21 protein-coding genes are annotated in these 21,718 nt (G+C 71.2%); 8 read left to right on the forward strand and 13 right to left on the reverse strand.

Going from position 1 to position 21,718, the window contains the following annotated elements; genetic code table 11:
* Positions 1–71: 71 nt before the first annotated feature.
* The 6 genes from ACIBU0_RS22790 to ACIBU0_RS22815 all read left to right on the forward strand — a co-directional run bounded on the left by ACIBU0_RS22790 (position 72) and on the right by ACIBU0_RS22815 (position 5,946).
* The gene (locus ACIBU0_RS22790; protein ID WP_398821130.1) at positions 72–1,433 is read left to right on the forward strand and encodes an ABC transporter substrate-binding protein; all 1,362 of its coding nucleotides are present in this window, start codon (positions 72–74) and stop codon (positions 1,431–1,433) included.
* Positions 1,433–2,380 carry a carbohydrate ABC transporter permease gene (locus ACIBU0_RS22795; RefSeq protein ID WP_398821132.1) on the forward strand — a complete coding sequence of 316 codons (948 nt, stop codon included), beginning with the start codon at positions 1,433–1,435 and terminating at the stop codon, positions 2,378–2,380. The genes ACIBU0_RS22790 and ACIBU0_RS22795 overlap by 1 nt, the downstream gene beginning before the upstream one ends.
* Entirely contained in the window at positions 2,380–3,243 is an 864-nt protein-coding gene (locus ACIBU0_RS22800; RefSeq protein WP_398821134.1) for a carbohydrate ABC transporter permease, read from the forward strand. Before ACIBU0_RS22795 ends, ACIBU0_RS22800 begins: the two co-directional genes overlap by 1 nt.
* A complete protein-coding gene (locus tag ACIBU0_RS22805) occupies positions 3,240–4,229 on the forward strand; it encodes a zinc-dependent alcohol dehydrogenase family protein (protein WP_398821136.1) in 990 nt (329 codons plus the stop codon). Before ACIBU0_RS22800 ends, ACIBU0_RS22805 begins: the two co-directional genes overlap by 4 nt.
* Before the next feature lie 180 nt (positions 4,230–4,409).
* The gene (locus tag ACIBU0_RS22810) at positions 4,410–4,631 is read left to right on the forward strand and encodes a hypothetical protein (protein ID WP_398821137.1); all 222 of its coding nucleotides are present in this window, start codon (positions 4,410–4,412) and stop codon (positions 4,629–4,631) included.
* An 82-nt stretch (positions 4,632–4,713) separates the two neighbouring features.
* Entirely contained in the window at positions 4,714–5,946 is a 1,233-nt protein-coding gene (locus ACIBU0_RS22815) for a TerD family protein (protein ID WP_398821736.1), read from the forward strand.
* A 100-nt stretch (positions 5,947–6,046) separates the two neighbouring features.
* Here the strand turns inward: ACIBU0_RS22815 and ACIBU0_RS22820 are convergent, their stop codons facing one another.
* From ACIBU0_RS22820 to ACIBU0_RS22835, 4 genes are all read right to left on the reverse strand, one after another.
* Positions 6,047–7,084: a LacI family DNA-binding transcriptional regulator gene (locus tag ACIBU0_RS22820; RefSeq protein ID WP_398821140.1), complete on the reverse strand. Its 1,038-nt coding sequence runs from the start codon at positions 7,082–7,084 to the stop codon at positions 6,047–6,049.
* A gap of 223 nt (positions 7,085–7,307) precedes the next feature.
* The gene (locus ACIBU0_RS22825) at positions 7,308–8,894 is read right to left on the reverse strand and encodes a TROVE domain-containing protein (protein ID WP_398821142.1); all 1,587 of its coding nucleotides are present in this window, start codon (positions 8,892–8,894) and stop codon (positions 7,308–7,310) included.
* Between the two features lie 342 nt (positions 8,895–9,236).
* Entirely contained in the window at positions 9,237–10,688 is a 1,452-nt protein-coding gene (locus ACIBU0_RS22830; RefSeq protein WP_398821144.1) for an alkaline phosphatase PhoX, read from the reverse strand.
* 156 nt (positions 10,689–10,844) lie between these two features.
* Complete coding sequence (locus ACIBU0_RS22835; protein WP_398821146.1) at positions 10,845–12,284, reverse strand: hypothetical protein; 1,440 nt, start codon at positions 12,282–12,284, stop codon at positions 10,845–10,847.
* Between the two features lie 352 nt (positions 12,285–12,636).
* Here ACIBU0_RS22835 and ACIBU0_RS22840 point away from each other — a divergent pair, with 352 nt between their 5' ends.
* Positions 12,637–14,463 (forward strand): endonuclease/exonuclease/phosphatase family protein, encoded by a 1,827-nt coding sequence (locus ACIBU0_RS22840; protein WP_398821148.1) that lies wholly within the window; start codon positions 12,637–12,639, stop codon positions 14,461–14,463.
* Positions 14,464–14,476: 13 nt separating this feature from the next.
* On the opposite strand, the gene ACIBU0_RS22845 is transcribed toward ACIBU0_RS22840, so the two are convergent.
* From ACIBU0_RS22845 to ACIBU0_RS22875, 7 genes are all read right to left on the reverse strand, one after another.
* Positions 14,477–15,211 (reverse strand): SRPBCC domain-containing protein, encoded by a 735-nt coding sequence (locus ACIBU0_RS22845; RefSeq protein ID WP_398821150.1) that lies wholly within the window; start codon positions 15,209–15,211, stop codon positions 14,477–14,479.
* 20 nt (positions 15,212–15,231) lie between these two features.
* Positions 15,232–15,828, reverse strand: a complete 597-nt coding sequence (locus ACIBU0_RS22850) for an ArsR/SmtB family transcription factor (protein WP_398821152.1) — start codon at positions 15,826–15,828, stop codon at positions 15,232–15,234.
* Positions 15,829–15,884: 56 nt separating this feature from the next.
* The gene (locus tag ACIBU0_RS22855; protein WP_398821154.1) at positions 15,885–16,589 is read right to left on the reverse strand and encodes an antibiotic biosynthesis monooxygenase; all 705 of its coding nucleotides are present in this window, start codon (positions 16,587–16,589) and stop codon (positions 15,885–15,887) included.
* A gap of 137 nt (positions 16,590–16,726) precedes the next feature.
* Positions 16,727–17,296, reverse strand: a complete 570-nt coding sequence (locus tag ACIBU0_RS22860) for a DUF3618 domain-containing protein (protein WP_398821155.1) — start codon at positions 17,294–17,296, stop codon at positions 16,727–16,729.
* Positions 17,293–17,715, reverse strand: coding sequence for a phage holin family protein (locus ACIBU0_RS22865; protein WP_398821157.1), 423 nt, complete (start codon positions 17,713–17,715; stop codon positions 17,293–17,295). Before ACIBU0_RS22865 ends, ACIBU0_RS22860 begins: the two co-directional genes overlap by 4 nt.
* Positions 17,716–17,861: 146 nt before the next feature.
* A complete protein-coding gene (locus tag ACIBU0_RS22870) occupies positions 17,862–18,545 on the reverse strand; it encodes a hypothetical protein (RefSeq protein WP_398821159.1) in 684 nt (227 codons plus the stop codon).
* A complete protein-coding gene (locus ACIBU0_RS22875; protein ID WP_398821161.1) occupies positions 18,542–18,697 on the reverse strand; it encodes a hypothetical protein in 156 nt (51 codons plus the stop codon). The genes ACIBU0_RS22870 and ACIBU0_RS22875 overlap by 4 nt, the downstream gene beginning before the upstream one ends.
* Positions 18,698–18,884: 187 nt before the next feature.
* Here ACIBU0_RS22875 and dapA point away from each other — a divergent pair, with 187 nt between their 5' ends.
* Positions 18,885–19,811: a 4-hydroxy-tetrahydrodipicolinate synthase gene (dapA, locus tag ACIBU0_RS22880; protein WP_398821163.1), complete on the forward strand. Its 927-nt coding sequence runs from the start codon at positions 18,885–18,887 to the stop codon at positions 19,809–19,811.
* Here dapA and ACIBU0_RS22885 read toward each other — a convergent pair whose 3' ends face one another.
* Positions 19,812–21,038 carry a WD40 repeat domain-containing protein gene (locus ACIBU0_RS22885; RefSeq protein ID WP_398821165.1) on the reverse strand — a complete coding sequence of 409 codons (1,227 nt, stop codon included), beginning with the start codon at positions 21,036–21,038 and terminating at the stop codon, positions 19,812–19,814.
* Complete coding sequence (locus tag ACIBU0_RS22890; protein ID WP_398821167.1) at positions 21,035–21,595, reverse strand: SigE family RNA polymerase sigma factor; 561 nt, start codon at positions 21,593–21,595, stop codon at positions 21,035–21,037. The genes ACIBU0_RS22885 and ACIBU0_RS22890 overlap by 4 nt, the downstream gene beginning before the upstream one ends.
* Between the last annotated feature and the right edge of the window lie 123 nt (positions 21,596–21,718).

The following is a 21,718-nucleotide window of genomic DNA, read 5'->3' on the forward strand; positions in this document are numbered from 1 at the left end:
CCGGCCCACCCCACCGAGCACCCCCATACCCACTCCCGTCCCCTTTGCCCCTAAATGTCCAGGAGCACCCCATGCGAACCCAGAGCCGACGCGCGCCACGCCACTTCCTCCTCGTGGCTGCCGTAGGGACGCTGATCACTCCGCTCGCCGCCTGCGCGGGCGCCGGCGGGTCCGGATCCTCCGGCGGCGACTCCATCAACGTCCTCATGGTGAACAACCCGCAGATGGTCGAGCTGCAGAAGCTCACCGCGGACAACTTCACCAAGGACACCGGGATCAAGGTGAACTTCACCGTCCTCCCCGAGAACGACGTCCGCGACAAGATCAGCCAGGACTTCGCCAACCAGGCGGGCCAGTACGACGTCGCCACCCTGAGCAACTACGAGATCCCGATCTACGCCAAGAACGGCTGGCTCCACTCCCTGGACTCGTACGTCAAGAGCGACAAGGCCTTCGACCAGGGCGACATCCTCAAGCCGATGACACAGGCACTCACCGCCGAGGACGGCAAGCTCTACGGCGAGCCCTTCTACGGCGAGTCCTCCTTCCTGATGTACCGCAAGGACGTCTTCGAGAAGGAAGGGCTGACCATGCCCGCCAAGCCCACCTGGAAGCAGGTCGCCGACCTCGCCGCGAAGGTGGACGGAGCCGGGTCCGGCATGAAGGGCATCTGCCTGCGCGGCCTGCCCGGCTGGGGCGAGGTCATGGCGCCGCTGACCACGGTCATCAACACCTTCGGCGGCACCTGGTTCGACAAGGACTGGAACGCGCAGCTGGACTCCAAGGAGTCCAAGGAAGCCACGCAGTTCTACGTCGACCTCGTGCGCAAGCACGGTGAGTCCGGGGCCGCGCAGTCCGGCTACGCCGAGTGCCTGAACAACATGACCCAGGGCAAGACGGCCATGTGGTACGACGCCACCGCCGGCGCCGGCTCCCTGGAGGCCTCCGGCTCCCCGGTCAAGGGCAAGATCGGCTACGTCCCGGCGCCGGTCGAGAAGACCGACAGCTCGGGCTGGCTCTACACCTGGGCCTGGGGCGTCCAGAAGGCGTCCAAGAACGCCGAGAACGCCTGGAAGTTCATCTCCTGGGCCTCCGGCAAGGACTACGAGAAGCTCGTCGGCGAGAAGATCGGCTGGGCCAACGTGCCCGGCGGCAAGCGGACGTCGACCTACGACATCCCGGAGTACCGCAAGGACGCGGCCGCCTTCGCGGACGTCACCCGGGACGCCATCGCGAACGCCAAGCCCGAGGACCCGGGCGTGCAGCCCCGGCCCGCGCCCGGCATCCAGTTCGTCGGCATCCCCGAGTTCACCGACCTGGGCACCAAGGTCTCCCAGGAGATCAGCGCCGCGATCGCCGGCCGCCAGTCGGTGGACAGCGCACTGAGCAAGGCACAGAAGCTCGCCGAGGCCGTCGGAAAGAAGTACCAGTGATGACCGTGACGACTCCCCCCACCCGGGTCGCCGCCGCCTCCGCGCGGCCGGCGGCCCGGCGGCCCCACCGTATGCGCGCCTGGGCCACCCGGGCCCCGCTGCTCCCCGCGCTGATCTTCATGATCGTCGTGACGCAGCTGCCCTTCGTGGCCACCCTGGTGATCTCGTTCTTCGACTGGAACGCCCTCTACCCCGACGACCGCCACTTCGCCGGCTTCGCCAACTACTCGGAAGTGCTGAGCACACCCGAACTGCGCAAGTCGGTGTGGACGACGGTCCTGCTGACCGCCACGGTCGTCCTCGTCAGCCTGGTCCTGGGCCTGATCCTGGCGCTGCTGCTGGACCGGAAGTTCCGCGGCCGGGCGGCAGTCCGCACCATGCTCATCGCCCCGTTCCTGCTCGTGCCGATCGCGGCCGCGCTGCTGTGGAAGCACGTGCTGTTCAACCCCGAGTACGGCCTGTTCAACGGCATCCTGCACTGGATCGGAGGGAACGGCGCGGCCCAGCCGGACTGGATCTCCGAGATGCCGCTGATGGCGGTCGAGGCGTCCCTGATCTGGCAGTGGACGCCGTTCATGACGCTGATCCTGCTCGCCGGACTGCAGAGCCGCGACCCGCAACTCATCGAAGCGGCACGGGTGGACGGCGCGAACGACCGGCAGGTGTTCGTCCACATGACGCTGCCGCACATCCGCCGCTACATCGAACTGAGCGTGCTGCTCGGCTCGATCTACATCGTGCAGAACTTCGACGCGGTGTACACCATCACCTCCGGCGGCCTGGGCACCGCGAACCTGCCGTACACCATCTACCAGACCTTCTACCAGGCACACGAGAACGGTCTCGCCTCCGCGGCCGGCGTCATCGTCGTCATCGGCTCGATCATCCTCGCGACCTTCGCCCTGCGCGTCGTGTCGTCCCTGTTCCGCGCGGAGGTGTCCCGCTGATGACCGCACTCACCACCACCGCAGCGCCGCGGCAGCTCCGCGGCCGGTTCCAGGGCGCCGCTCTGGGCATCGCCGCCTGGCTGGCCGGCATCCTCTTCGTCCTCCCCATCCTCTGGATGGCCCTGACGTCCTTCCACTCGGAGTCGGACGCCGCGACCAACCCGCCCTCCCTCGCCGCCTCCCTGACCCTGGACAGCTACCGCGAGTTCTTCGGCGCGGGCGGCGGCGCCAGCCCCTGGCCCTCACTGATCAACTCGCTGACGGCCTCGTTGGCGTCGACGCTGCTGACGCTGCTCCTGGCACTGCCCGCCGCCTACGCCCTGTCGATCCGCCCCGTGAAGAAGTGGACCGACGTCCTGTTCTTCTTCCTCTCCACCAAGATGCTGCCCCTGGTGGCGGGCCTGCTGCCGATCTACCTCTTCGCGAAGAACACGGGCCTGCTCGACAACATCTGGGCGCTGGTCGTCCTCTACACGGCCATGAACCTGCCGATCGCGGTCTGGATGATGCAGTCCTTCTTCGCCGAGGTACCGGTCGCGATCATCGAGGCGGCGCAGATCGACGGCGCCAGGCTGCCGACGATCCTGGGGCGGGTAGTAGCCCCCATCGCGCTCCCCGGCATCGCCGCGACCTCCCTCATCTGCTTCATCTTCAGCTGGAACGAACTGCTCTTCGCCCGAGTGCTGACCGGCGTGGTGGCCGAGACGGCCCCCGTCTTCCTGACCGGCTTCATCACCAGCCAGGGCCTGTTCCTGGCGAAGGTGTGCGCCGCGTCGCTCGTCATCTCCCTGCCGGTGCTCGCCGCGGGGTTCGCCGCCCAGGACAAGCTGGTCCAGGGCCTGTCGTTGGGAGCCGTGAAATGAAGGCCGCCGTCATCGAGTCCGTGGGCAAGGCAGTCGTGGCCGAGGTCCCGGATCCGACGCCGGGTCCGAGAGAGGTCGTGGTCGACGTGGCCGCATGCGGTCTGTGCGGCACCGACCTGCACATCCTGCAGGGCGAGTTCGCGCCGACGCTGCCGATCGTGCCGGGGCACGAGTTCGCGGGCGAGGTGGTCGGGGTCGGAACCCGGGTCACGGAAGTGTCGGTCGGCGACAGGGTGGCAGTGGACCCGTCCCTGTACTGCTACGAGTGCCGCTACTGCCGAACAGGCCACAACAACCTGTGCGAGCGGTGGGCGGCGATCGGCGTGACGACGGCGGGGGGCGCGGCGCAGTACGCGGTGGCGCCGGTCGCGAACTGCGTGAAGCTGCCGGAGCACGTCCGCACCGAGGACGCGGCGCTGGTGGAGCCCTTGTCGTGCGCGGTACGCGGCTACGACGTCCTGCAGTCCAGGCTCGGCGCCCACGTCCTCATCTACGGCTCGGGCACGATGGGCCTGATGATGCTGGAGCTGGCCAAGCGGACGGGCGCGGCGAGCGTGGACGTGGTGGATGTGAACCCGCAGCGCCTGGAGACGGCCCGCCGCCTCGGCGTCTCGGCGTCGGCGGCCAACCCCGACGAACTGGACCGGCCGCAGGGCTGGGACCTGGTCGTCGACGCGACCGGCAACGCGGCCGCGATCCAGGACGGCCTGGACCGGGTGGCGAAGGCGGGGACGTTCCTGCAGTTCGGGGTGGCGGACTATGCGACGCGGGTGACGATCGATCCGTACCGCATCTACAACCAGGAGATCACCATCACGGGCTCCATGGCGGTCCTCCACAGCTTCGAACGGGCGGCGGAGCTGTTCGCCAACGGGGTCCTGGACCCCGAGGTCTTCATCAGCGACCGCGTCCCGCTGGAGCGCTATCCGGAGGCGCTGGAACAGTTCGCGGCGGGGGTGGGCCGCAAGATCGTGGTGGTCCCGTAACCCGCGCTCCTCAAACGCCGGAGGGGCTGGTTGTTCAGCCCGTCCGGCGTTTGAGGACGAGGCCCCTTCGGGGCCGAAGCGGGGGTCTGGGGGCGGCAGCCCCCAGGGACGGGACGGGTAGGGGCGGCGGGGGCGAAAAAGCGCTGGGCCGCGGCACCGCACGCCCGTACGATCCGGCCCATGCCAAGCCCGCACGGCTTCCGCTACGAGGCCCACCCAGACGGCACCATCCGCATCAGCCACCACGGCCACCCCGCCACAACGCTCCGCGGCCGCAGAGCCGACGAGTTCCGCGCGGAGGTGGAATCGGGCGACCCCCAGCTCGTCATGGCCCGCTGGACCGGAAACTACAAACACGGCAACGAACGCACCGCCCGCAACCACCCCCGCAACCGCCGCTGACCCCGCCTCCCTCCTTCCACCAAATGGCCGCTGGGTAAGGGAACGGTAAGAGGCCTCCGGTCGTTCACCGGGCATGACAGCTATGACCCCCGGCTCGAACATCCCTCTCTCCGCCACGCGCGTGACGGTGGACGTCGCCGCACCGGTGCGGCTCGACGTATCGGGCCTGCTGCTCACCGCCGACGGCAAGGTGCGCTCCGACGACGACTTCATCTTCTACAACCAGCCCGTCGGCCCCGGCGTGACGTACCGCTCCGGCGGCGGCACCAGCCCCGACGCGATCACGGTCGACACGACGGCCGTACCCCCCGGCATCGAGAAGATCGTCGTCACCGCCAGCCCGGACGCCGCCGGCCAGACTTTCCAGGGCATCGAACCGACGGCCACCATTCGCAACGCGGACGACAACAGCGTCCTGGCCACCTTCACGCCCCCACAGCTCGGCACCGAGACGGCACTGGTGATCGTCGAGGTCTATCTGCGCAACGGCCAGTGGAAGGCCCGCGCGGTCGGCCAGGGCTACGCCAACGGCCTGGCCGGCATCGCCACCGACTTCGGCGTCACGGTCGAGGAACCGGCCCCGGCCGCCACCTCCGTGGCCCCGCCCCAGCCGGTCGCCCCACCGCCGCCCACCATGCAGCCCCCGGTCGCCCCGCCGGCCCCTCCCTTGTCGACTCCCCCCGCGCCCCAGGCCCCCGCCGCTCCCCCGGCCCCGCCCGCCGCCGCTCCCGGCGCCGGAAAGATCAACCTCGACAAGGGCCGGGTCAGCCTCCAGAAGAACCAGACCGTCTCCCTCGTCAAGGGCGGCCGCCCCCTGCTCTCCCAGGTCAAGATGGGCCTCGGCTGGGAGCCGGCGTACCGCGGCAAGGACATCGACCTGGACGCGTCCGTCATCGCCTACGGCCCGCAGCGCAACCACATCGACAGCTGCTACTTCGGCAAGCTCCAGATCGTGAACGGCGCGATCCGTCACTCCGGCGACAACCTCACCGGCGAGGGCGGAGGCGACGACGAGGTCATCACCGTGGACCTCGGACGGCTGCCTCAGGAGGTCACCGGACTGGTCTTCACCGTCAACTCCTTCTCGGGGCAGAAGTTCACCGAGGTCGCCAAGGCCTACTGCCGCCTCCTCGACGCCGCGACCGGCGAGGAGCTCGTCCGCTTCGACCTCACCAACGCCGAGCCGCAGACGGGCGTGATGATGGCGAAGTTGATCAGGCAGTTCTCCGGCGAGTGGGAGATGACGGCCATGGGCGACTTCGTGAAGGCCCGCACCGTACGGAACATGGTGAAGCCTGCGTCGCAGGCCCTGTAGTCCCCGCGACGCCTGCCGAGTTCGTCGTACGACGTCCAGGGCGCCCCCACCCCACAGGGGCGCCCGGCGCGTGCGCACTCACATCGTCGCCGCTCACATCTCAGGCGGAGGCCCGCACGACCAGCTCGGGAATGACCCAGGCATCCGCGCCGCTCATCGGCTCCGCCCCCGCGCGCAGCCGGGCGACCTGTTCGACGGCCAGTCGTCCGAGCCGCCGTTTGTCGATGTGCAGGGTGGTCAGGGCTGGTTCCACCAGCTCACCCAGCGAGAGTCCGTCGAAGCCCACGACGGCCAAGTCGTCCGGCACGCGCCGGCCCCGGCGCCGGGCGACGCGCATCGCGCCGACCGCGATCAGGTCGTTGAAGCCGAAGACGGCGGTGATGTCGGGCCGCGCGTCCAACAGCCGCTCCATGGCCGCCTCCCCACCCGCCACGCTGTGCTCGGTGCACATCGCCGTCCAGCTGTCGTCGATGTGCAGGCCGTGCCTGCGGACCTCCGTGAGGAAGGCCTGCCGCCTGAGGCCGGGCCCGTGCACGCCGTCCAGCATGCCGATCCGGCGGTGCCCCGCGCGGACCAGATGGGCCATGCCCTGTTCGAGACCGGCCTCGGCGTCGATGCCGACGGCGGCGAACCGGGTCTGCTGCGGGCCGCGTTCCAGCAGCACCAGCGGTACACCCCCGAGGTGCCGGGCGAGGACGTCGTCCGGGCTCTTGAAGTACCCCACGACCGCGTCCGCCTGGTGGGAGAGCACGTCGAGCGCCTCCTGCTCCCTGGCCTCGTCGATGCGGGAGTCCCACACCACCACCTGCCAGCCGCGCTGCTCGGCGGCCTCCAGCACTCCGGCGGCCACCTCCGGGAAGAAGGGGTTCATCAGATCCGGGATGACCAGCCCCGCCGTCACGGTCCCCTTCCGGACAAGGCCGCGCGCGAACCGGCTCGGCCGGTAGTCCAGCAACCGCGCCGCCTCCAGCACCCGTTCCTTCGTGGCCGGGTCGATCTCGCCCTTGTCGTTGACCGCGCGGGAGACCGTCTGGCGGGACACTCCGGCGAGCTTCGCGACGTCGTGGATCGTGGCCCGGCGACGGGGAGCGTCAGGCCGCTCGGCGCCCGGCTCCCGCTGCTGATCGTCCGCCCACACGCTGTGCACTGTACGCTCCGCCGGAAGTGCCGGGGTAGGAAGTGCAGCGGTAGGCCGTCGGTCGTATCCAGGGGTCCGTCGTGGCTGTGCGCGCCCACGCCCGGACGGCCTTGCGTGGCGAGCGCCGGCCGACTCGATGACCGATGGACAGCGGCAAGTTGCTCGCCATCGCCCCGCAGGGTGTGGCCCGCATCCCCCGTGAAGATGCGGGCCACGGCTCTGCTCAGGCACCCCACGGCCAGTCGGCGTCCCGAGCGGCCTCGAGCAGCGGCACCATCCGGAAGGCCGCGTCCGACAGGCCGCCGAAGGTGTGCCGGTTGCCCTTCCCCGACGGGCCGTGGCCCGCCCGGTACCCGGCGAGGTTCCAGGTGTAGACCGGCACATGGGCCGGGACCTGCTCGGTCGGGTCGCCGTGGTGGCTGGGCGCGTACTGCTCGTCGGTGACGATCAGCACCCGGTCGTGCTTCCGGTAGTGCCGGCGCACCGCCTCGGTCGTGTTCGTGCCGCCGAGGTCCTCGAAACGCTCCAGCACCTTCAGCACCGACTCGCCGCGACGGAAGGCCACCTCGCGGCTGTCCGTGCCGAACTGGACCAGGTCCGCGTCGGCCGCCCGCAGCGCGAGCGCGGTGCCGAAGATCGCCGCCGCGTCGGCCCGGTTGAGCTCCGAGCGGTCGGACAGCCGCGACCAGAACATCGAGCCCGAGCGGTCGACCAGCACCAGCGTGCGGCCGGGCAGCGCGGGCACGTTGGCCAGCGAGTGGCCGAGTGCCTGCTCCAGCGGGTACGCCCAGCGCAGCGAGGGCGCGTGCTGGTACGCGGCGAGGTACCGGAACGGGAACTGCCGCGAGCGCGCGACCTCGGCCGGGTCGCTGATCCGGGCCGCGACCCGGGCGGCGACCTCGTCCGAGACACCGGCCTCGTCGAAGTTCCGCAGGTTGCGCACGAGCGCCATCGCGCCCATGGACGGAATCACGGCCTCCCAGGCCGCCCTGTCCATCGGCCCCTGCAGCCAGCCGGCCAGCGCCTCCCAGGTCATCCCGGCCGCCGCGAGCCGCTCGGCACCGCCCTGCGACGTCACCACCGAACGCCGCTCCGCGACGGGCAGGGCCATCAGCTCGCGGTGTGCGACCAGGGTCCGGTTCGAGGCGGGCGGCACGGCCGTGTCCGGGTTGTGCCGCCGGTCGAGGGCGTACCGGAACAGCTCGCCCTGCCACGGCTTGTCCGGGTCCGGGGCCGCGTGCACCAGGTTGAGGACGTCACCGAAGCGGTAGCCCTTGGACGCGGTGTCGTACTTCAGCAGCGACTTGCCGCTGTAGAGACGCCGTACGGCGTCGGCGATACCGCGCTTGACGGGCTTGGGGACATTGCGGCCGTACGCCGCGGTCCAGTACGCGAGCAGCTCGCCGGGCTCATCCGGCCGCTGGAGCACGGAGGCGACGACCTGCCGGTTCGAGGGGCCGTCGGTGACGCCCGCGTCGAGGCGGGCCTTCACGTACTCGGCGGCGCCCACGATCGAGGCCGTACGCAGGTTGCCCGCGCCGCGCAGCCAGCCGAGCAGGCCGGCGGTCCAGGCCGGGTCGGTGACGGCGAGCTCGCCGACGAGACGGGCGAACCGGTCGTCGCGGTCGGCGCCGGTCTCGTAGAAGGTCTGCTGGGTGACGAAGTTGGCGACCGCGAGCAGGAAGAGCTCGGAGCGCGCGTCGCGCTCACGGCCCCGGCCGCCCTCGTAGGTACGGAGCACCCGTCCCGTCGACGTCACCCGCGAGGTGGGCCGCAGCCTGGAAACGGCCCGGGTATTGAATCGCGCCATGATGAATTCCCCCCCATCACTGGTGTTTCGGAGGGAGGCGCAACAAAAGGTGGGTGCCCGAGATCAGGAGTCGGCGACGGACTTTAGCCTGGTGCTCTTCCGAATTGAGCTACACCGACCCGAAGTCGATGACGGGATTCGAACCCGCAACCGCCAGATCCAAGGAAGTAACCGTTGCCTGCGCACCGGGCACCCACCATGAGCTGCGCCTCCCGAGATCAAGTCGGCTGCGGCTGGTGGATTCTCTTTGCAAAAGAAGTAGCCGCTGCCTTCGCACCGGGAGGTGCGATGTCGTGATCTCACTGTAGGAGGCGCAACTCGGGTGGAGCGAGCCAATTAAATTCAGCCGCGCTTCTGGCGCTTCCAGGGCCCGGTGATGGCCAGCATGATGCCCGGCGTCTGGATGTTGGCGTACAGGGTCCGGCCGTCGCACGAGAAGGTCACGCCGGTGAACTCGCTGTATTCCGGCTCCTCTTCGGTGCCGATGTTCAGCTCGTTGCGGGCGATGGGGTACGTGCGTCCGCTGTCGGTGGCGCCGAAGAGGTGCTGGATGCCCTCGCCGTCCTCGGCGATGACGAGACCGCCGTACGGGGAGACGGTGATGTTGTCGGGGCCGTCGAAGGCGCCGTCCTTCGAGGGGTCGGGGTTGACGCCGAGGAGGACCTTCAACGTCAGGGTGCGGCGCTTGGGGTCGTAGAACCAGACCTGGCCGTCGTGCTGGACGGGGCTCTCCGCGCGGGCGTAGGAGGAGACGATGTAGGCGCCGCCGTCACCCCACCACATGCCCTCCAGCTTGCGGGCGCGGGTGACCTCGCCGTCGGCGAACTGCTTGCGCACGGGCGTGGTCTTCGCGTCGCGGTCGGGGACGTCCACCCAGTCGACGCCGTAGACGGTGCCGATCTTCGTGGCGCGGGAGAGGTCGTCGACGAACTGGCCGCCGGAGTCGAAGCACTTGGGGGCCTGCAGGGCGCCCGCGTCGTCGGCGAGGGTGCGGAACTTGCCGCGGCCGTACTCGAAGCCCTTCGGCGGGGTCCAGCGGAAGAAGAGGCCGTTGGGCGAGGCCGCGTCCTCGGTGAGGTAGGCGTGGCCGCGCTTGGGGTCGATGACGACGGCCTCGTGGTCGTAGCGGCCGAAGAACTTCAGCGGCTTGGGGTCGCGGTTGGCACGGCGGTCGACGGGGTCGACCTCGAAGACGTAGCCGTGGTCCTTGGTCATGCCGTTGGTGCCGGCCTTGTCGGAGTTCTCCTCGCAGGTGAGCCAGGTGCCCCACGGGGTGCGGCCGCCCGCGCAGTTGGTGGAGGTGCCGGCGATGCCGACCCACTCGGCGACCTGGCCGTCGGGGCGTACCTCGACGACCGTGCAGCCGCCGGACGCGGCGGGGTCGTAGACCAGGCCCTCGGTGAGCGGGACCGGGTACTGCCACTTGCTTCGCGGGCCCTTCAGCTCGTGGTTGTTGACGAGGAGGGTGGTGCCGCGCGGGCCGTCGAAGGTGGCCGTGCCGTCGTGGTTGGAGGGGGTGAACTCGCCCGACTCCAGCTTGGTGGTGCCGCTGTAGGTGATGACGCGGTACTTGAACCCGGCGGGCAGCGCGAGGATGCCCTTGGGGTCCGGGATCAGCGGTCCGTATCCGACTCCGCCACCAGAGGCGTCCGCGGACTCCTCGCTCGCGGTCTCGGACTCCGTGGACGCGAGCGCGTTCGGCGCGGTGCCGAGCACGCCGGCGCTGCCCGCCAGCGCGACCCCGGCACCGGTGATCGCGGAGTTTCTGGCGAAGTCCCTGCGGGTGAGCGACATGGTGTCTCCTGTGACAGTGGGTGTGCCGTGGGAGGTGGCGGACTCCGGGACGGCGCCACAATCCCGCCCACATCTGAACACCAGTTGAACAACGCCCCAAGGGGCGCGGGGAACTGCGCGACCAGCCCCCACGCACCCGCAGACGCCACCCGACCGTTACCCGCCCTGTTGCGATCGCGCCTTGAACGCAGCCTTCCGCGCTTCCTTCGCGATCCGCTTGTCCGGATGCAACCGCCCCATCGCCTCCAGCACATCGGCGGTCGCCGGATGATCCACCCGCCAGGCCGCCGCGAAGAACCCACTGTGCTGCGCCGCCAGCCCCTGCACCAGCGCCCTCAGCTCGTCGGAGTTCCCCTCGGCCGCCAGCTGCGCGGCCACCGTGTCGACGGTCAGCCAGAACACCAGGTCCTGGGACGGCGCGGGAACGTCGGAGAATCCCGCCTCGGTCAGCCAGACCCGGGCCAGCCCGCCGAGCTCCGGATCGTCGAGGACCTCCCGCAGGGCCGGCTCGGCCTCCGCGCCCACCAGGGACAGCGCCTGCTGGCAGCGCAGCCGCCGCAGCGGCGCCCCCGCGTCCAGGCCCCGTGCCGCAGCCAGCAACTCCCGTGCCGCGGCGAGCGGTTCGCGCCGGGCCAGCCACTGCTCGGTCTCGGCCTGGGCGGCGGACTGCGGATAGGTGGCCGTGCCGTCGAGGAGGGCGTCGGCGCCCTTGTCCGCGAGGTCCCCGACCGCCGGGGCCTCGAACCCGGCCTCCAGCAGCCGGGAGCGCAGTCCGTAGCGCCCGAGCGGGGTCAGCCGCACCATGCCGTAGCGGGAGACGTCGGTGTCGTCGACGGCCGGCGGCTCCTCGGCGGCGGCCTCGGCGTCGGCCATCAGCGCCTCGTCCACCGGCTGGTACTGCACCAGCCCGACCGGTTCCAGCAGCCGGAACTGGTCGTCGAGGCGCATCATCGCGTCGGAGACCTGCTCCAGCACGTCGTTCGTGGGCTCGCCCATGTCACTGGGGACGATCATGGACGCGGCCAGCGCGGGCAGCGGGACAGGGCCGTCGGCGGGGCCGTCCTCGCTGACCGTCAGCAGGTAGAGGTTGCCGAGGACGCCGTCGAGGAACTCCGCCTCGGCCTCCGGGTCCCAGTCCAGCGAGGAGAAGTCGACCTCACCGCCGGCGTCCATGGCGTCGACCAGGTCGTCGAGGTCGGGCACGCTCGCGTCCGCGAGCACCGTCTCCAGCGCGCCCAGCCACACCCCGAGCACGTCCTGCGGCGAACCGCCGGTCAGCACGGCCAGTTCGGCGCCGGCCTCGACCGTGCCCGCGTCCTCGTCGACGATCTCGACCAGCCCGGTGTCGACGGCCACGCGCCACGCCTCGCCGGCGTACGCCGCGGCGTCGTCCCCGCTCAGCCCCAGTACCTCGGCGGCGGCCGGCAGCTGCTCCTCGACCAGTCCGCCCCCGGCGTCGACCCGGGTGTCGGGCCCGGCCCAGCGGGCCAGCCGGGCGGCCCGGGAGAGCAGTGGCGTGGACAGGGCGTCCCGCGCCAGCTCCGCCTCGGGGTGCAGCCGCACCGGCGGCAGGGGGGAGCGGGAGCTGTCTGACATCGGCTGGTTCTCCTAGGGCGCTCTGCAGGGCCGTACCCATCACGACGCATCACGGCTCAGCCGTGGCACTGCACGGCTCAGCCGCTGCACAACACGGCTCAACCGCTCAGCCTAGACGGATTTCCACCCATGCCGCCCGGTTCATGTACCCGTCAGGCCGCGTACATGGCCGAAACCTTGACAAGTGGCCTGAGCAGGCAGGAGATTACGCGCGTAGAAATCCGGCGGACATCTGTTCACTGTATTTTCTACGCGCGTTGCCGCCGCCCCACCGGTCGCGACTGACCTGTTCCGACCTGTTCCACGCTCCACCCTCGTCCCGGCACCCATGTATGTCCCCGGAGGGATCCCGTTGCCGAGCAAGAAGTCCGCGCGTCTCGCCGCGCTCACCGTCGCCGCCGTCTGTTCCGCGGCGTCCACTGTCGCCCTCACCGTGCCCGCGCACGCCGACTCCGTGCGCATCCATGACATCCAGGGCAGCACCCGAATATCCCCGTACGCCGGCAAGCAGGTCACGGACGTGACCGGAATCGTCACCGGCGTGCGCACCTACGGCTCGTCCCGAGGCTTCTGGATCCAGGATCCGAACCCCGACGCCGACCCGGCCACCAGCGAGGGCGTCTTCGTCTTCACCAGCTCGGTCCCGAAGGTCGCCGTCGGCGACTCGGTCGTGGTCTCGGGCACGGTCTCGGAGTTCGTGCCGGGCGGCACCTCCTCCGGCAACCAGTCGCTGACCGAGATCACGCGGCCGACGGTCACCGTCGTCTCCGGCGGCAACGCGGTCCCGGCCGCGACGGTCATCGACGAGGACTCGGTGCCGGACGCGTACACCCCGGCCGGCGACACCGCCGCGAACGGCTCGATCAACGGCCTGACGCTCCAGCCGTCGGCGTACGCCCTGGACCACTACGAGTCGCTGGAGGGCATGAACGTCCGGGTCGCCGACGCCCGCGTGGTCACCGCCACCGACGACTTCCACGAGCTCTGGGTTACGGTGAAGCCGTGGGAGCACCGCAACCGCCGCGGCGGCTCGGTCTACGGCTCCTACGACTCCCAGAACACCGGCCGGCTGCAGATCCAGTCCCTCGGCGCGAGCGCCGACTTCCCGGTCGCGAACGTCGGCGACACCCTCGCCGGCAGCACCGCCGGCCCGCTGGACTACAACCAGTTCGGCGGCTACACCCTCGTCGCGAGCGAGCTCGGCACGCTCAAGAGCGGTGGGCTGAAGCGGGAGACGACGCAGAAGCAGGGGCGCGGCGAGCTGGCGGTAGCGACGTACAACGTCGAGAACCTGGACCCGTCCGACACCACCTTCGCCGAGCACGCCTCCGCGATCGTGAACAACCTCCAGTCGCCCGACATCGTGTCCCTGGAGGAGATCCAGGACAACAACGGCGCGACGAACGACGGTACGGTCGCCGCCGACCAGACGATGCAGAAGCTGATCGACGCGATCGTCGCCGCCGGGGGCCCGGCGTACCAGTGGCGCTCCATCGACCCGGTGAACAACGCCGACGGCGGTCAGCCGGGCGGCAACATCCGCCAGGCGTTCCTGTTCAACCCCGAGCGGGTCTCCTTCACCGACCGCGCGGGCGGCGACGCCACGACCGCCGTCGGCGTGACCAAGGTGAACGGCAGGGCGGCGCTGACGGCCTCCCCCGGCCGCATCGACCCGGCGAACGCGGCCTGGACGAACAGCCGCAAGCCGCTGGCCGGTGAGTTCGTCTTCCGCGGCCGCACGGTCTTCGTGATCGCCAACCACTTCGCGTCCAAGGGCGGCGACCAGTCGCTGCACGCGCAGTACCAGCCGCCGGTGCGCAGCTCGGAGACCCAGCGCCACCTCCAGGCGACCGCGGTGAACGCCTTCGTCAAGGACGTCCTGGCCGTCCAGAAGAACGCGGACGTCGTCACGCTCGGCGACATCAACGACTTCGAGTTCTCCGGCACCGCCGAGCGCCTCGAGGACGGCGGTGCGCTGTGGTCGGCGATCAAGTCGCTGCCCCGGAGCGAGCGTTACTCGTACGTCTACCAGGGCAACGCCCAGACGCTGGACCAGATCCTGGTCAGCCCGTCGATCCGGCGCTCCTGCGACTTCGAGTACGACAGCGTGCACATCAACTCGGAGTTCAACGACCAGATCAGCGACCACGACCCGCAGGTGCTGCGGTTCCGGCCGTAGCGTCCGGTGTGTGTCAGGACTGGCCGAACACGCCGTTCAGCCAGTCCTGCCAGGCGGTTTCGCACTCCTTGATGCCGGCGCCCGGCGTGAAGTCGTGCAGGGAGATGCCGACCGGGTGGCCCCAGTGGTTGCGCCCGAAGATGCGGGTGAGGCCCCGGTCCGTGCGCAGCCCGATGAAGTACGGGTCGCGGTAGTCGACCACGGCGTCGAACTCGTCGGGCCCGTGCACGGTCACCCGCGTCCCGGCGGCCACGTCCTCCCCGACGCCGAGCGCCCGCCCGACGACGGCGAGGGCGTCGGCGGCCTTTGCCGCCTCGGGTCCGTCGAAGGTGGCGAAGGCGGCCGGCCGGGGCGCGAAGTGGACCAGGTACTCCCGCAGGGTGTGCAGATAGAAGTCGGTGTGCTTGGCGGCGCCGTCGTACTGGTTGTCCCAGTCGTCGACGAAGATCCCGCTGTGCACGTACCGCACCCAGGCGCGCCGGCCCTCGTCGCGCGCTTCGATGGTGTAGTCGAGCTGGTTGGCACTCTGCTCGGCGATGCCCTCGACGTCCTCGACGCGGTTGGTGTAGCGGTGCGGCGGGTCCCAGGCGGTGACGGTGGACCCGAAGGGTCCCTTGCCGCCGACCTTGGGCTCCGGGGGCTCCATCGGCCACAGATAGCCACCGGTCCCCGTGGTGATCGCCTCCCACACCTCCTGCGGGGTGGCGTCGACCTCGAACTCCCGGGCGATCTCGAATTCCTTGGACATGGCGGACTCCTGACTGCTTGCTATTCCAACTCGGTCTGCTTGAGCGTGGGATGGACGGCCACGACGATCCTGTGATCACGGCCGCCTTCGGCGTCCGGAGCGTCGTACTTGTGGATCAGGGCTGTGACTCCTGCCGTCAACTCCTGCACGAAAGCGGCCCGTTCGGCGGCCGAGGCGAAGCGCACCTCGCCGTCGAGCGCGTACGTGGCGAGTCGTTTGCGGGCCTTCGTCGCGCCCGTGATCAGCGCACCGACGTCCCGTACGAGGCGGGCACCCAGTGCCAGCAGCCAGCGCGCGGAGAGCTGGTCCCGGAAGCGGTCCGGGTCCGGCTGCACGGCGGCGAGCGCGAGCGGCGAGATGACGTACGAGGCCGCGGTCGCCCGCATCAGCCGCTCGGTGACGTTGCCCTTGCGGCGCTCGTCGGCCAGCTCTACCAGGCCGTGCCGCTCCAGCGCCTTCAGGTGGTAGTTCACCTTCTGCCGCGGCAGCCCGACCTTGCCGGCCAGCATCGCCGCCGACGCGGGCCCGGCCGCCAGCTCGGCGAGCAGTCGGGCCCTTATGGGGTCCAGGGAGACGGCGGCGGCCTCGGGGTCCTCGATCACGGTCACATCCAGCATGCATCCACCGTCCCACCGAAAACTTTTTTTGTCCAGACGGTTGGAATGTTCGGCCGTCAGGCGGGGACGAGGCCCAGGGCATGGTCGTACCGGTTGACCGTGCTGCCCTTCAGCCCGGGCCAGTTCTGCACCCGCTCCCACAGTGCGGAGCCCGAGCCGACGCCCTCGCCGGGCCCGGCCAGGGCGTCGATGTGGTGCTGGGCGGTCTCCCACTCGGCGTAGTTGAGGACGCGTGTGCCGTCGGTGCTCAGGTGGAAGTGGGCCGCGATTCCGCCGGGATGCGGGTTCGGCTCGCTGTCCAGGGCCTCGAAGACGGCGTCGACCCAGGCGCGCTGCCGGTCGGGGTCGGGCCCCTCGAACTCGACGTCGACGATCACGACGCAGCCCGGCACCCGGGTGCCGTGGTCGTCCCGGGTGCCGCTGCGGTAGTGCCGGTACCGGTCGAGCCTCAGTCGCTCGATTCCGGGTACGGCCGTGTCGATCTCGTCGTTGCGCTCCTGGCGGTGGGTTTTGACGAAGGCGTCGTAGGCCTGCTCGTTCCGCCACCGCGAGTAGTGCAGGAGGGTGGAGCCGTCGTGGCCTGCGTAGACGTGGTAGCCGAGGAGACCGGCGGCGGGCCAGGGGCGCCGCTCCCAGGTGCCGGCGATGGCCTCGACGGCCTGCTTCTGCCGCTCGGGGGCGCCGACGCGCCACGTACTGAAGAAGGACGCCCCGACCTCGGGGCGGGTGAGGTCGGGGTGGGTGTCGGTACGGCGGGTCATGGGAGGCTCCGGGTGCTCGGTGAGGGTGATCGGCGATCTCTGCACCGACCACCCTTCAACCTCAACCGGACTTCAGGTCAAGCGGGTTGGGGTGAGCCCCGCAGTCGGGGGGAAGACCCGCGTGGAGGCGGCGCGCCTCACGGGTACTGGCGCTGCTTGCGCATCACCTCCACCACGATCACCGCCAGGACGACCGTGGCCACCACCGGTCCCGGATGCCGCAGCCCGAACCGGACGGCCGTGCGGAGCGGATACGGCACGTTCTTCTCCGCGGTGTGTCCGGCCCGGCCCGTCCGGTCCTGCACGGCGTGGCCCGCCTGGGTGGCCCGGTCCTGCACGGCGTGGCCCGCATGGGTGGCCCGGTCCTGCAGCGCGTGCCCCGCATGGGTGGCCCGGTCCTGCAGGGTGTGCCCCGCCCGGGTCGCCCGGTCCTGCGCCGTGTGGCCCGCGTGGGCCGCGGTGCTGCGCAGCTGCACGGTCATCGCGCCGGCCTTGTCCCGCAGGTCGGCGGCGCGTGCCCGCGCGCGGCCCTTCACGTCGGCCTTGCCCGCCAACTCCTCGACGGTGTCGCCGAGTTGCTTCCTGGTCCGCTCGATCTGGCGGCGCAGCTCGTCGGGTCCCTTGGCGCCGCCGGTCGCCTTGCCGACGGCCGCCTTCGCCGCGGAATGGGCCTTGCCGCCCTTGTCTCCCGCCTTCCTGTGCGTCATCGATGCGCCCTTTCCCTGATCTCCTCGACATCGGCCCTGACGCTGCCGAGCGTCTCCTCGGGCCTGGGCGGTGCGGCCCGCCGCAGCTGGGCGCGGCCCGCCGCGGCCAGCAGGCCGGCGACCAGGAACAGCACCCCGGTGACGATCAGCGCCGCGGCCCAGACGGACAGCGTCAGCGAGAGCGCGGCGGTGGCCGTACCGGCCAGGGCGAGCAGACCGGCGTAGGCGACGGCGCCCGCCGCCCCCAGCAGCCCGCCGCCGCGTCCGGCGCGCCGGCCCTTGGCGGCCAGCTCCTCCTTCGCGAGGGCGACCTCCTGCCGCACGAGCTGGGACAGCTGCTCGGTGGCCTTGCCGACGAGTTCGCCCACGGAGTGGTGCTCGTCGCGCACGGGCCGCGCGGTGTCCATGGTCCCGGTCACGGTGCTCCGCCTCCTCTCGGTTTCGGAACACCCCGGGTACCCGGCGGAGCCCCCGCTACGCCGCCCACCGGGACGCATCTGCCAGGTGGCGGCCGTACCGCGGCCTGCGGTCGTTCGCGGCGGGTCGCGTCCCGCCGGATCTCCTCCTACCGCCCCTCGGCTCCCCCCTCGCCCAGCCGGGCCAGCTGGCTCTGGAACCAGTCGAGGCGGGCCTGCAGCAGGGCGGCCTCGGCGGCGAGTTCGGGCACGCCCGGCTCGTCGGCGGCCCCGAGGCCGGCCACCGCCACGGACGCCGACTTCCCGGCCACCACGCGCAGCCCCTCCCCCGCCAGCCGGGCGAACCCCGCGAGCGAGACGGACGTACGGCCGCGCAGGCAGCCCGCGCAGGAGGGGGCGAGCGCCCGCCAGCCGGGGCGGCCCCAGCCGGCGTCGGCCAGGGCGACGGCGACCGTACCGCAGGCGCACGGGCCGACGGTGACGGCGCGCACCCGCTGGCGTGCGGAGCGGAAGCCGCGCTCGAAGCGGATGTACCGGCCCAGCACGGTGACCTCGAGCAGCACGGCCGCCCGGTGCTCGGCCGTGCACAGCAGCGCCTCGGCCGCCGTACGGTCGTGCACGCAGTGGAAGCCGCAGTCGCAGCGGCGGCTCGGTGCCCGGTGCCGCAGGCCGTAGACGCAGGACGCGTCGGCCAGGACTCCGTACGGCAGCGCGCCGCCCAGCGACACACCGGTGAAGGCGGCCCGGGTGCCGTCCTGGGACAGCATCGGGTGGGCGATCTTGTATCCGGTCGGCGGCTCCGTAGGGCGTTCCTCCGGAAGCCGCAGCCTCATCGGGCGGCCGGGACCTCTTCGGACGCCGGCGCCTCGACGGCCCCGGGCTCCGAGATCTCCTCGACGAGCTCCTCGGCGAGTTCGAGTTCTTCGGCGTGCGTCTGCGGCCGCTCTTCCGCGACTCCGGTGGCGAGTGCCTTGCCGAGCTTCATGACGCCTCCCATGACCAGGGGTCGTTTGACCGTCCCGGCCATGGTGACCCATCACGGCCCACTTTGGACATAGGGCCTACAACGGCCAAGAGTGGCCCCCGACAGCCCCTACTCCTCAGCATTGCTTATCGACATCTCGTAGAAGAATTAAGTGGAGCTACGCAATCGCCGCGCCGACACTACTCCCATGACGACGACCGCCTCCTCCTCCGCCGCCTCCGCCACCCCCTCCGCCCCTCCCTTCGGCCGCGCCCTGTGCGCCATGATCACGCCTTTCACCGAGGCGGGATCGCTCGACCTCGACGGCGCTCAGCGGCTCGCCGACCGGCTGGTGCGCGAGGGCTGCGACGGCCTGGTGCTCTCCGGCACGACCGGCGAGTCGCCGACCACGAGCGACGCCGAGAAGTCCGAGCTGATCCGGGCCGTCCGGGAGGCGGTGGGCGACCGGGCGTCGGTCGTCGCGGGTGTCGGCACCTTCGACACCCGGCACACCGTCGAGCTGGCCCTGGCGGCGGAGAAGGCGGGCGCGGACGGCCTGCTGGTGGTCGCGCCGTACTACAGCAAGCCCCCGCAGGACGCCGTCGAGGCCCACTTCCGCGAGGTCGCCGACGCGGCCGGACTGCCGCTCGCGCTGTACGACATCCCGGGCCGCACCGGCACCCGCATCGAGCCGGAGACGCTGATCCGGCTCGCCGGGCACCCGCGGATCGTCGCGGTGAAGGACTGCTCCTACGACTTCCTCGCCGCCCAGAAGGTGCTCGCCCGCACGGAGTTGGCGTACTACGCGGGCTGCGACGAGCACAACCTCGCGCTGTACGCGGTGGGCGGCGCCGGGTATGTCAGCACGGTCGCCAATGTGATCCCAGGTCATCTCCGTTCGGTGCTGGACGCGTTCGAGGCGGGCGACACCCCCGTGGCCGCCCGCCTCCAGCAACGCGCCACGCCGCTCATCGAGTTGATGATGGCGGCGGGCCTGCCCGGCACCGTCACCGCCAAGGCCCTGCTCAACGAGCTCGGCCTGCCCGCGGGCCCGGTCCGCGCACCGCTGCGGCCCGCCGGCCGGGAGGCGGTCGACGGGCTGCTGGCGGCGTACGCGGAGCTGACCGCCGGCTGATCAGCGCTCGGCGAAGACGGGCTGCCACTCCAGGGTCTGGAGGTCGTCGTCCATGACCCGGGTGCCGCTGAGCGGTACCACCTTGTCGCTGCCGATCGTGACCAGCACCAGCCGGTCGCGGTACGGCTCCTTCAGGCTCGTGGTCCGCTCCCAGGCGATGAGCCGCTTGTCGTCGGCCCAGGCGAGCAGTTCGGCGCCGCGGACCTTGGTGATCTCGTGGCCCGTGCGGGGATCGACGATCGAGGAGTACGACTTGCCGGGGGTGCCGTCGACCTCCTTCGTCAGGCCGAGGGCGGCGAGCCTGCCGTTCGGGGACAGCCGCGCGCCGACGTCCCACCGCAGGTGCTTCTCGTCCGCGGGCGGAGCGACCTTGTTGCCCGAGCGGTCGTAGAACTGCTCCAGGCCGTCCCGCGGTCCGACGGTCCGCGCGAACACCAGCCGGTCGTCGCGGCTGAAGGCGAAGTCCGCGCGGCCGGTGATCTCGCGACCGTGCGTGACCTTCGCCCATGAGGCCCCGCCGCCGACCAGATCGAGGAGGAGGAAGCCGGTCCGGCTCGAGCTGTGCGGCGTCTCCCACGCGACCCCGCCGCCGCCGACGCTCCCGAGCTTCTCGAGCGCATCCGGATTCTCGGCGTAGGTCGTCGCGACGAGCCGACTGCCGTCACTCGAGAACGCGAGCCCGCCGACTCCTTGCTGGACCGGGATCCACCGCTCGACCTCCCCCGTCGCGAGGTCGAGCAGCCCGATCCGGTGGGCGGGCAGGTTCCGCTCCAGCACGGCGGCCGTCCTGAGGCCTGGTGCCACGGCGACATGGGACCACCGGGTGTCCTTCCGGTACGTACCCGTCCCGGGATCGAGCAGCCAGTACGTCCGTACGAAGGTCCCCTCGTCCTTCGTCTGCCTCGCGGGCTCCCCCGTGTAGTACGCGGCGAGCACCGACCTCCCGGCCGCGATCGCGTCGCGGGGCGGTGACTGGTCGGGGTGGGCGCTGGTCCCGCCGTGCTCCAGGACGCTCGCGGGACGTACGTCGTCCTTGCCCGGGGCCAGCATCGGCACGGCCACCGCGACGGCGACCACGGCCGCGGTGGCCGCGGCGACGGAAGCGAGCCTGCGGGTCCGGCGGCGCCGGCGGGCCGCGAGCACCCGGTCGGCGAACCCGGGCCCCGCCGACGGCTGTTCGACGGCCAGCTCCCGCAGGGAGTCACGTACGAGTTCCTCGACGTTCACGGACGTACCTCCACGGGCGAGAAGTCACGGGACGGCTGCTGCGAAGCGCTCTCAGCCGGGCCGAGGGCGGCCAGTTCGGGCGCGAGGACGCGCAGCCGGGCGAGCGAGCGGTGGGTGGTGGACCGTACGGTGCCCACGGAGCAGCCGAGGATGCGGGCCACGTCGGCCTCCGGCAGGTCCTCGAAGTAGCGCAGGACCAGCACGGTGCGCTGACGTGCGGTCAGCCGGGCGAGCGCGCCGCGCATCAGCAGCCGCAGCTCGGCGACGGGCGCGGTGTCCGGGGCGGCGCCGGACTCGGGCGGCTCGGCGACGGTCAGCTCCCGTCGCCGCCACTTCAGCCGCCAGCGGCTGATCTGCTGCCGGTACAGGATCTGGCGTACGTACGCCTCCGGTTCGTCGATGCGGTGCCAGCGGCCGGCCGCTTTGATCAGGGCGTTCTGCAGGAGGTCCTCCGCGGCGTGCCGGTCGCCGCCGGCCAGCAGGACCGCGGTCTTCAGCAGCGCGGACGACCGGTTCTCCACGAACTGGCGGAAGCTGTCCTGCGCTTCGGCATCCATCGTCACCTTCAATTCCCCCGGACGGGCCCGGTGCCCGCCTCTCCTACCCCTTGTGACGCGTGCAGGACGCGGCCGCTATGCCGGTCCACAGGAAAAAGATCCTGCACGGGCCGGGGCCCGTAC

It is taken from the genome of Streptomyces sp. NPDC049627 (genome assembly GCF_044465645.1).
Taxonomy (GTDB): Bacteria; Actinomycetota; Actinomycetes; order Streptomycetales; family Streptomycetaceae; genus Streptomyces.

Excerpts from the sequence above, each read along its gene's own strand:
- ACIBU0_RS22790 (WP_398821130.1), top strand. The coding sequence starts at position 72 with ATGCGAACCCAGAGCCGACGCGCGCCACGCCACTTCCTCCTCGTGGCT.
- ACIBU0_RS22795 (WP_398821132.1), top strand. The coding sequence starts at position 1,433 with ATGACCGTGACGACTCCCCCCACCCGGGTCGCCGCCGCCTCCGCGCGG.
- ACIBU0_RS22800 (WP_398821134.1), top strand. The coding sequence starts at position 2,380 with ATGACCGCACTCACCACCACCGCAGCGCCGCGGCAGCTCCGCGGCCGG.
- ACIBU0_RS22805 (WP_398821136.1), top strand. The coding sequence starts at position 3,240 with ATGAAGGCCGCCGTCATCGAGTCCGTGGGCAAGGCAGTCGTGGCCGAG.
- ACIBU0_RS22810 (WP_398821137.1), top strand. The coding sequence starts at position 4,410 with ATGCCAAGCCCGCACGGCTTCCGCTACGAGGCCCACCCAGACGGCACC.
- ACIBU0_RS22815 (WP_398821736.1), top strand. The coding sequence starts at position 4,714 with ATGACCCCCGGCTCGAACATCCCTCTCTCCGCCACGCGCGTGACGGTG.
- ACIBU0_RS22825 (WP_398821142.1), bottom strand. The coding sequence starts at position 8,894 with ATGGCGCGATTCAATACCCGGGCCGTTTCCAGGCTGCGGCCCACCTCG.
- ACIBU0_RS22830 (WP_398821144.1), bottom strand. The coding sequence starts at position 10,688 with ATGTCGCTCACCCGCAGGGACTTCGCCAGAAACTCCGCGATCACCGGT.
- ACIBU0_RS22835 (WP_398821146.1), bottom strand. The coding sequence starts at position 12,284 with ATGTCAGACAGCTCCCGCTCCCCCCTGCCGCCGGTGCGGCTGCACCCC.
- ACIBU0_RS22845 (WP_398821150.1), bottom strand. The coding sequence starts at position 15,211 with ATGTCCAAGGAATTCGAGATCGCCCGGGAGTTCGAGGTCGACGCCACC.
- ACIBU0_RS22850 (WP_398821152.1), bottom strand. The coding sequence starts at position 15,828 with ATGCTGGATGTGACCGTGATCGAGGACCCCGAGGCCGCCGCCGTCTCC.
- ACIBU0_RS22855 (WP_398821154.1), bottom strand. The coding sequence starts at position 16,589 with ATGACCCGCCGTACCGACACCCACCCCGACCTCACCCGCCCCGAGGTC.
- ACIBU0_RS22860 (WP_398821155.1), bottom strand. The coding sequence starts at position 17,296 with ATGACGCACAGGAAGGCGGGAGACAAGGGCGGCAAGGCCCATTCCGCG.
- ACIBU0_RS22870 (WP_398821159.1), bottom strand. The coding sequence starts at position 18,545 with ATGAGGCTGCGGCTTCCGGAGGAACGCCCTACGGAGCCGCCGACCGGA.
- ACIBU0_RS22875 (WP_398821161.1), bottom strand. The coding sequence starts at position 18,697 with ATGAAGCTCGGCAAGGCACTCGCCACCGGAGTCGCGGAAGAGCGGCCG.
- dapA (WP_398821163.1), top strand. The coding sequence starts at position 18,885 with ATGACGACGACCGCCTCCTCCTCCGCCGCCTCCGCCACCCCCTCCGCC.
- ACIBU0_RS22890 (WP_398821167.1), bottom strand. The coding sequence starts at position 21,595 with ATGGATGCCGAAGCGCAGGACAGCTTCCGCCAGTTCGTGGAGAACCGG.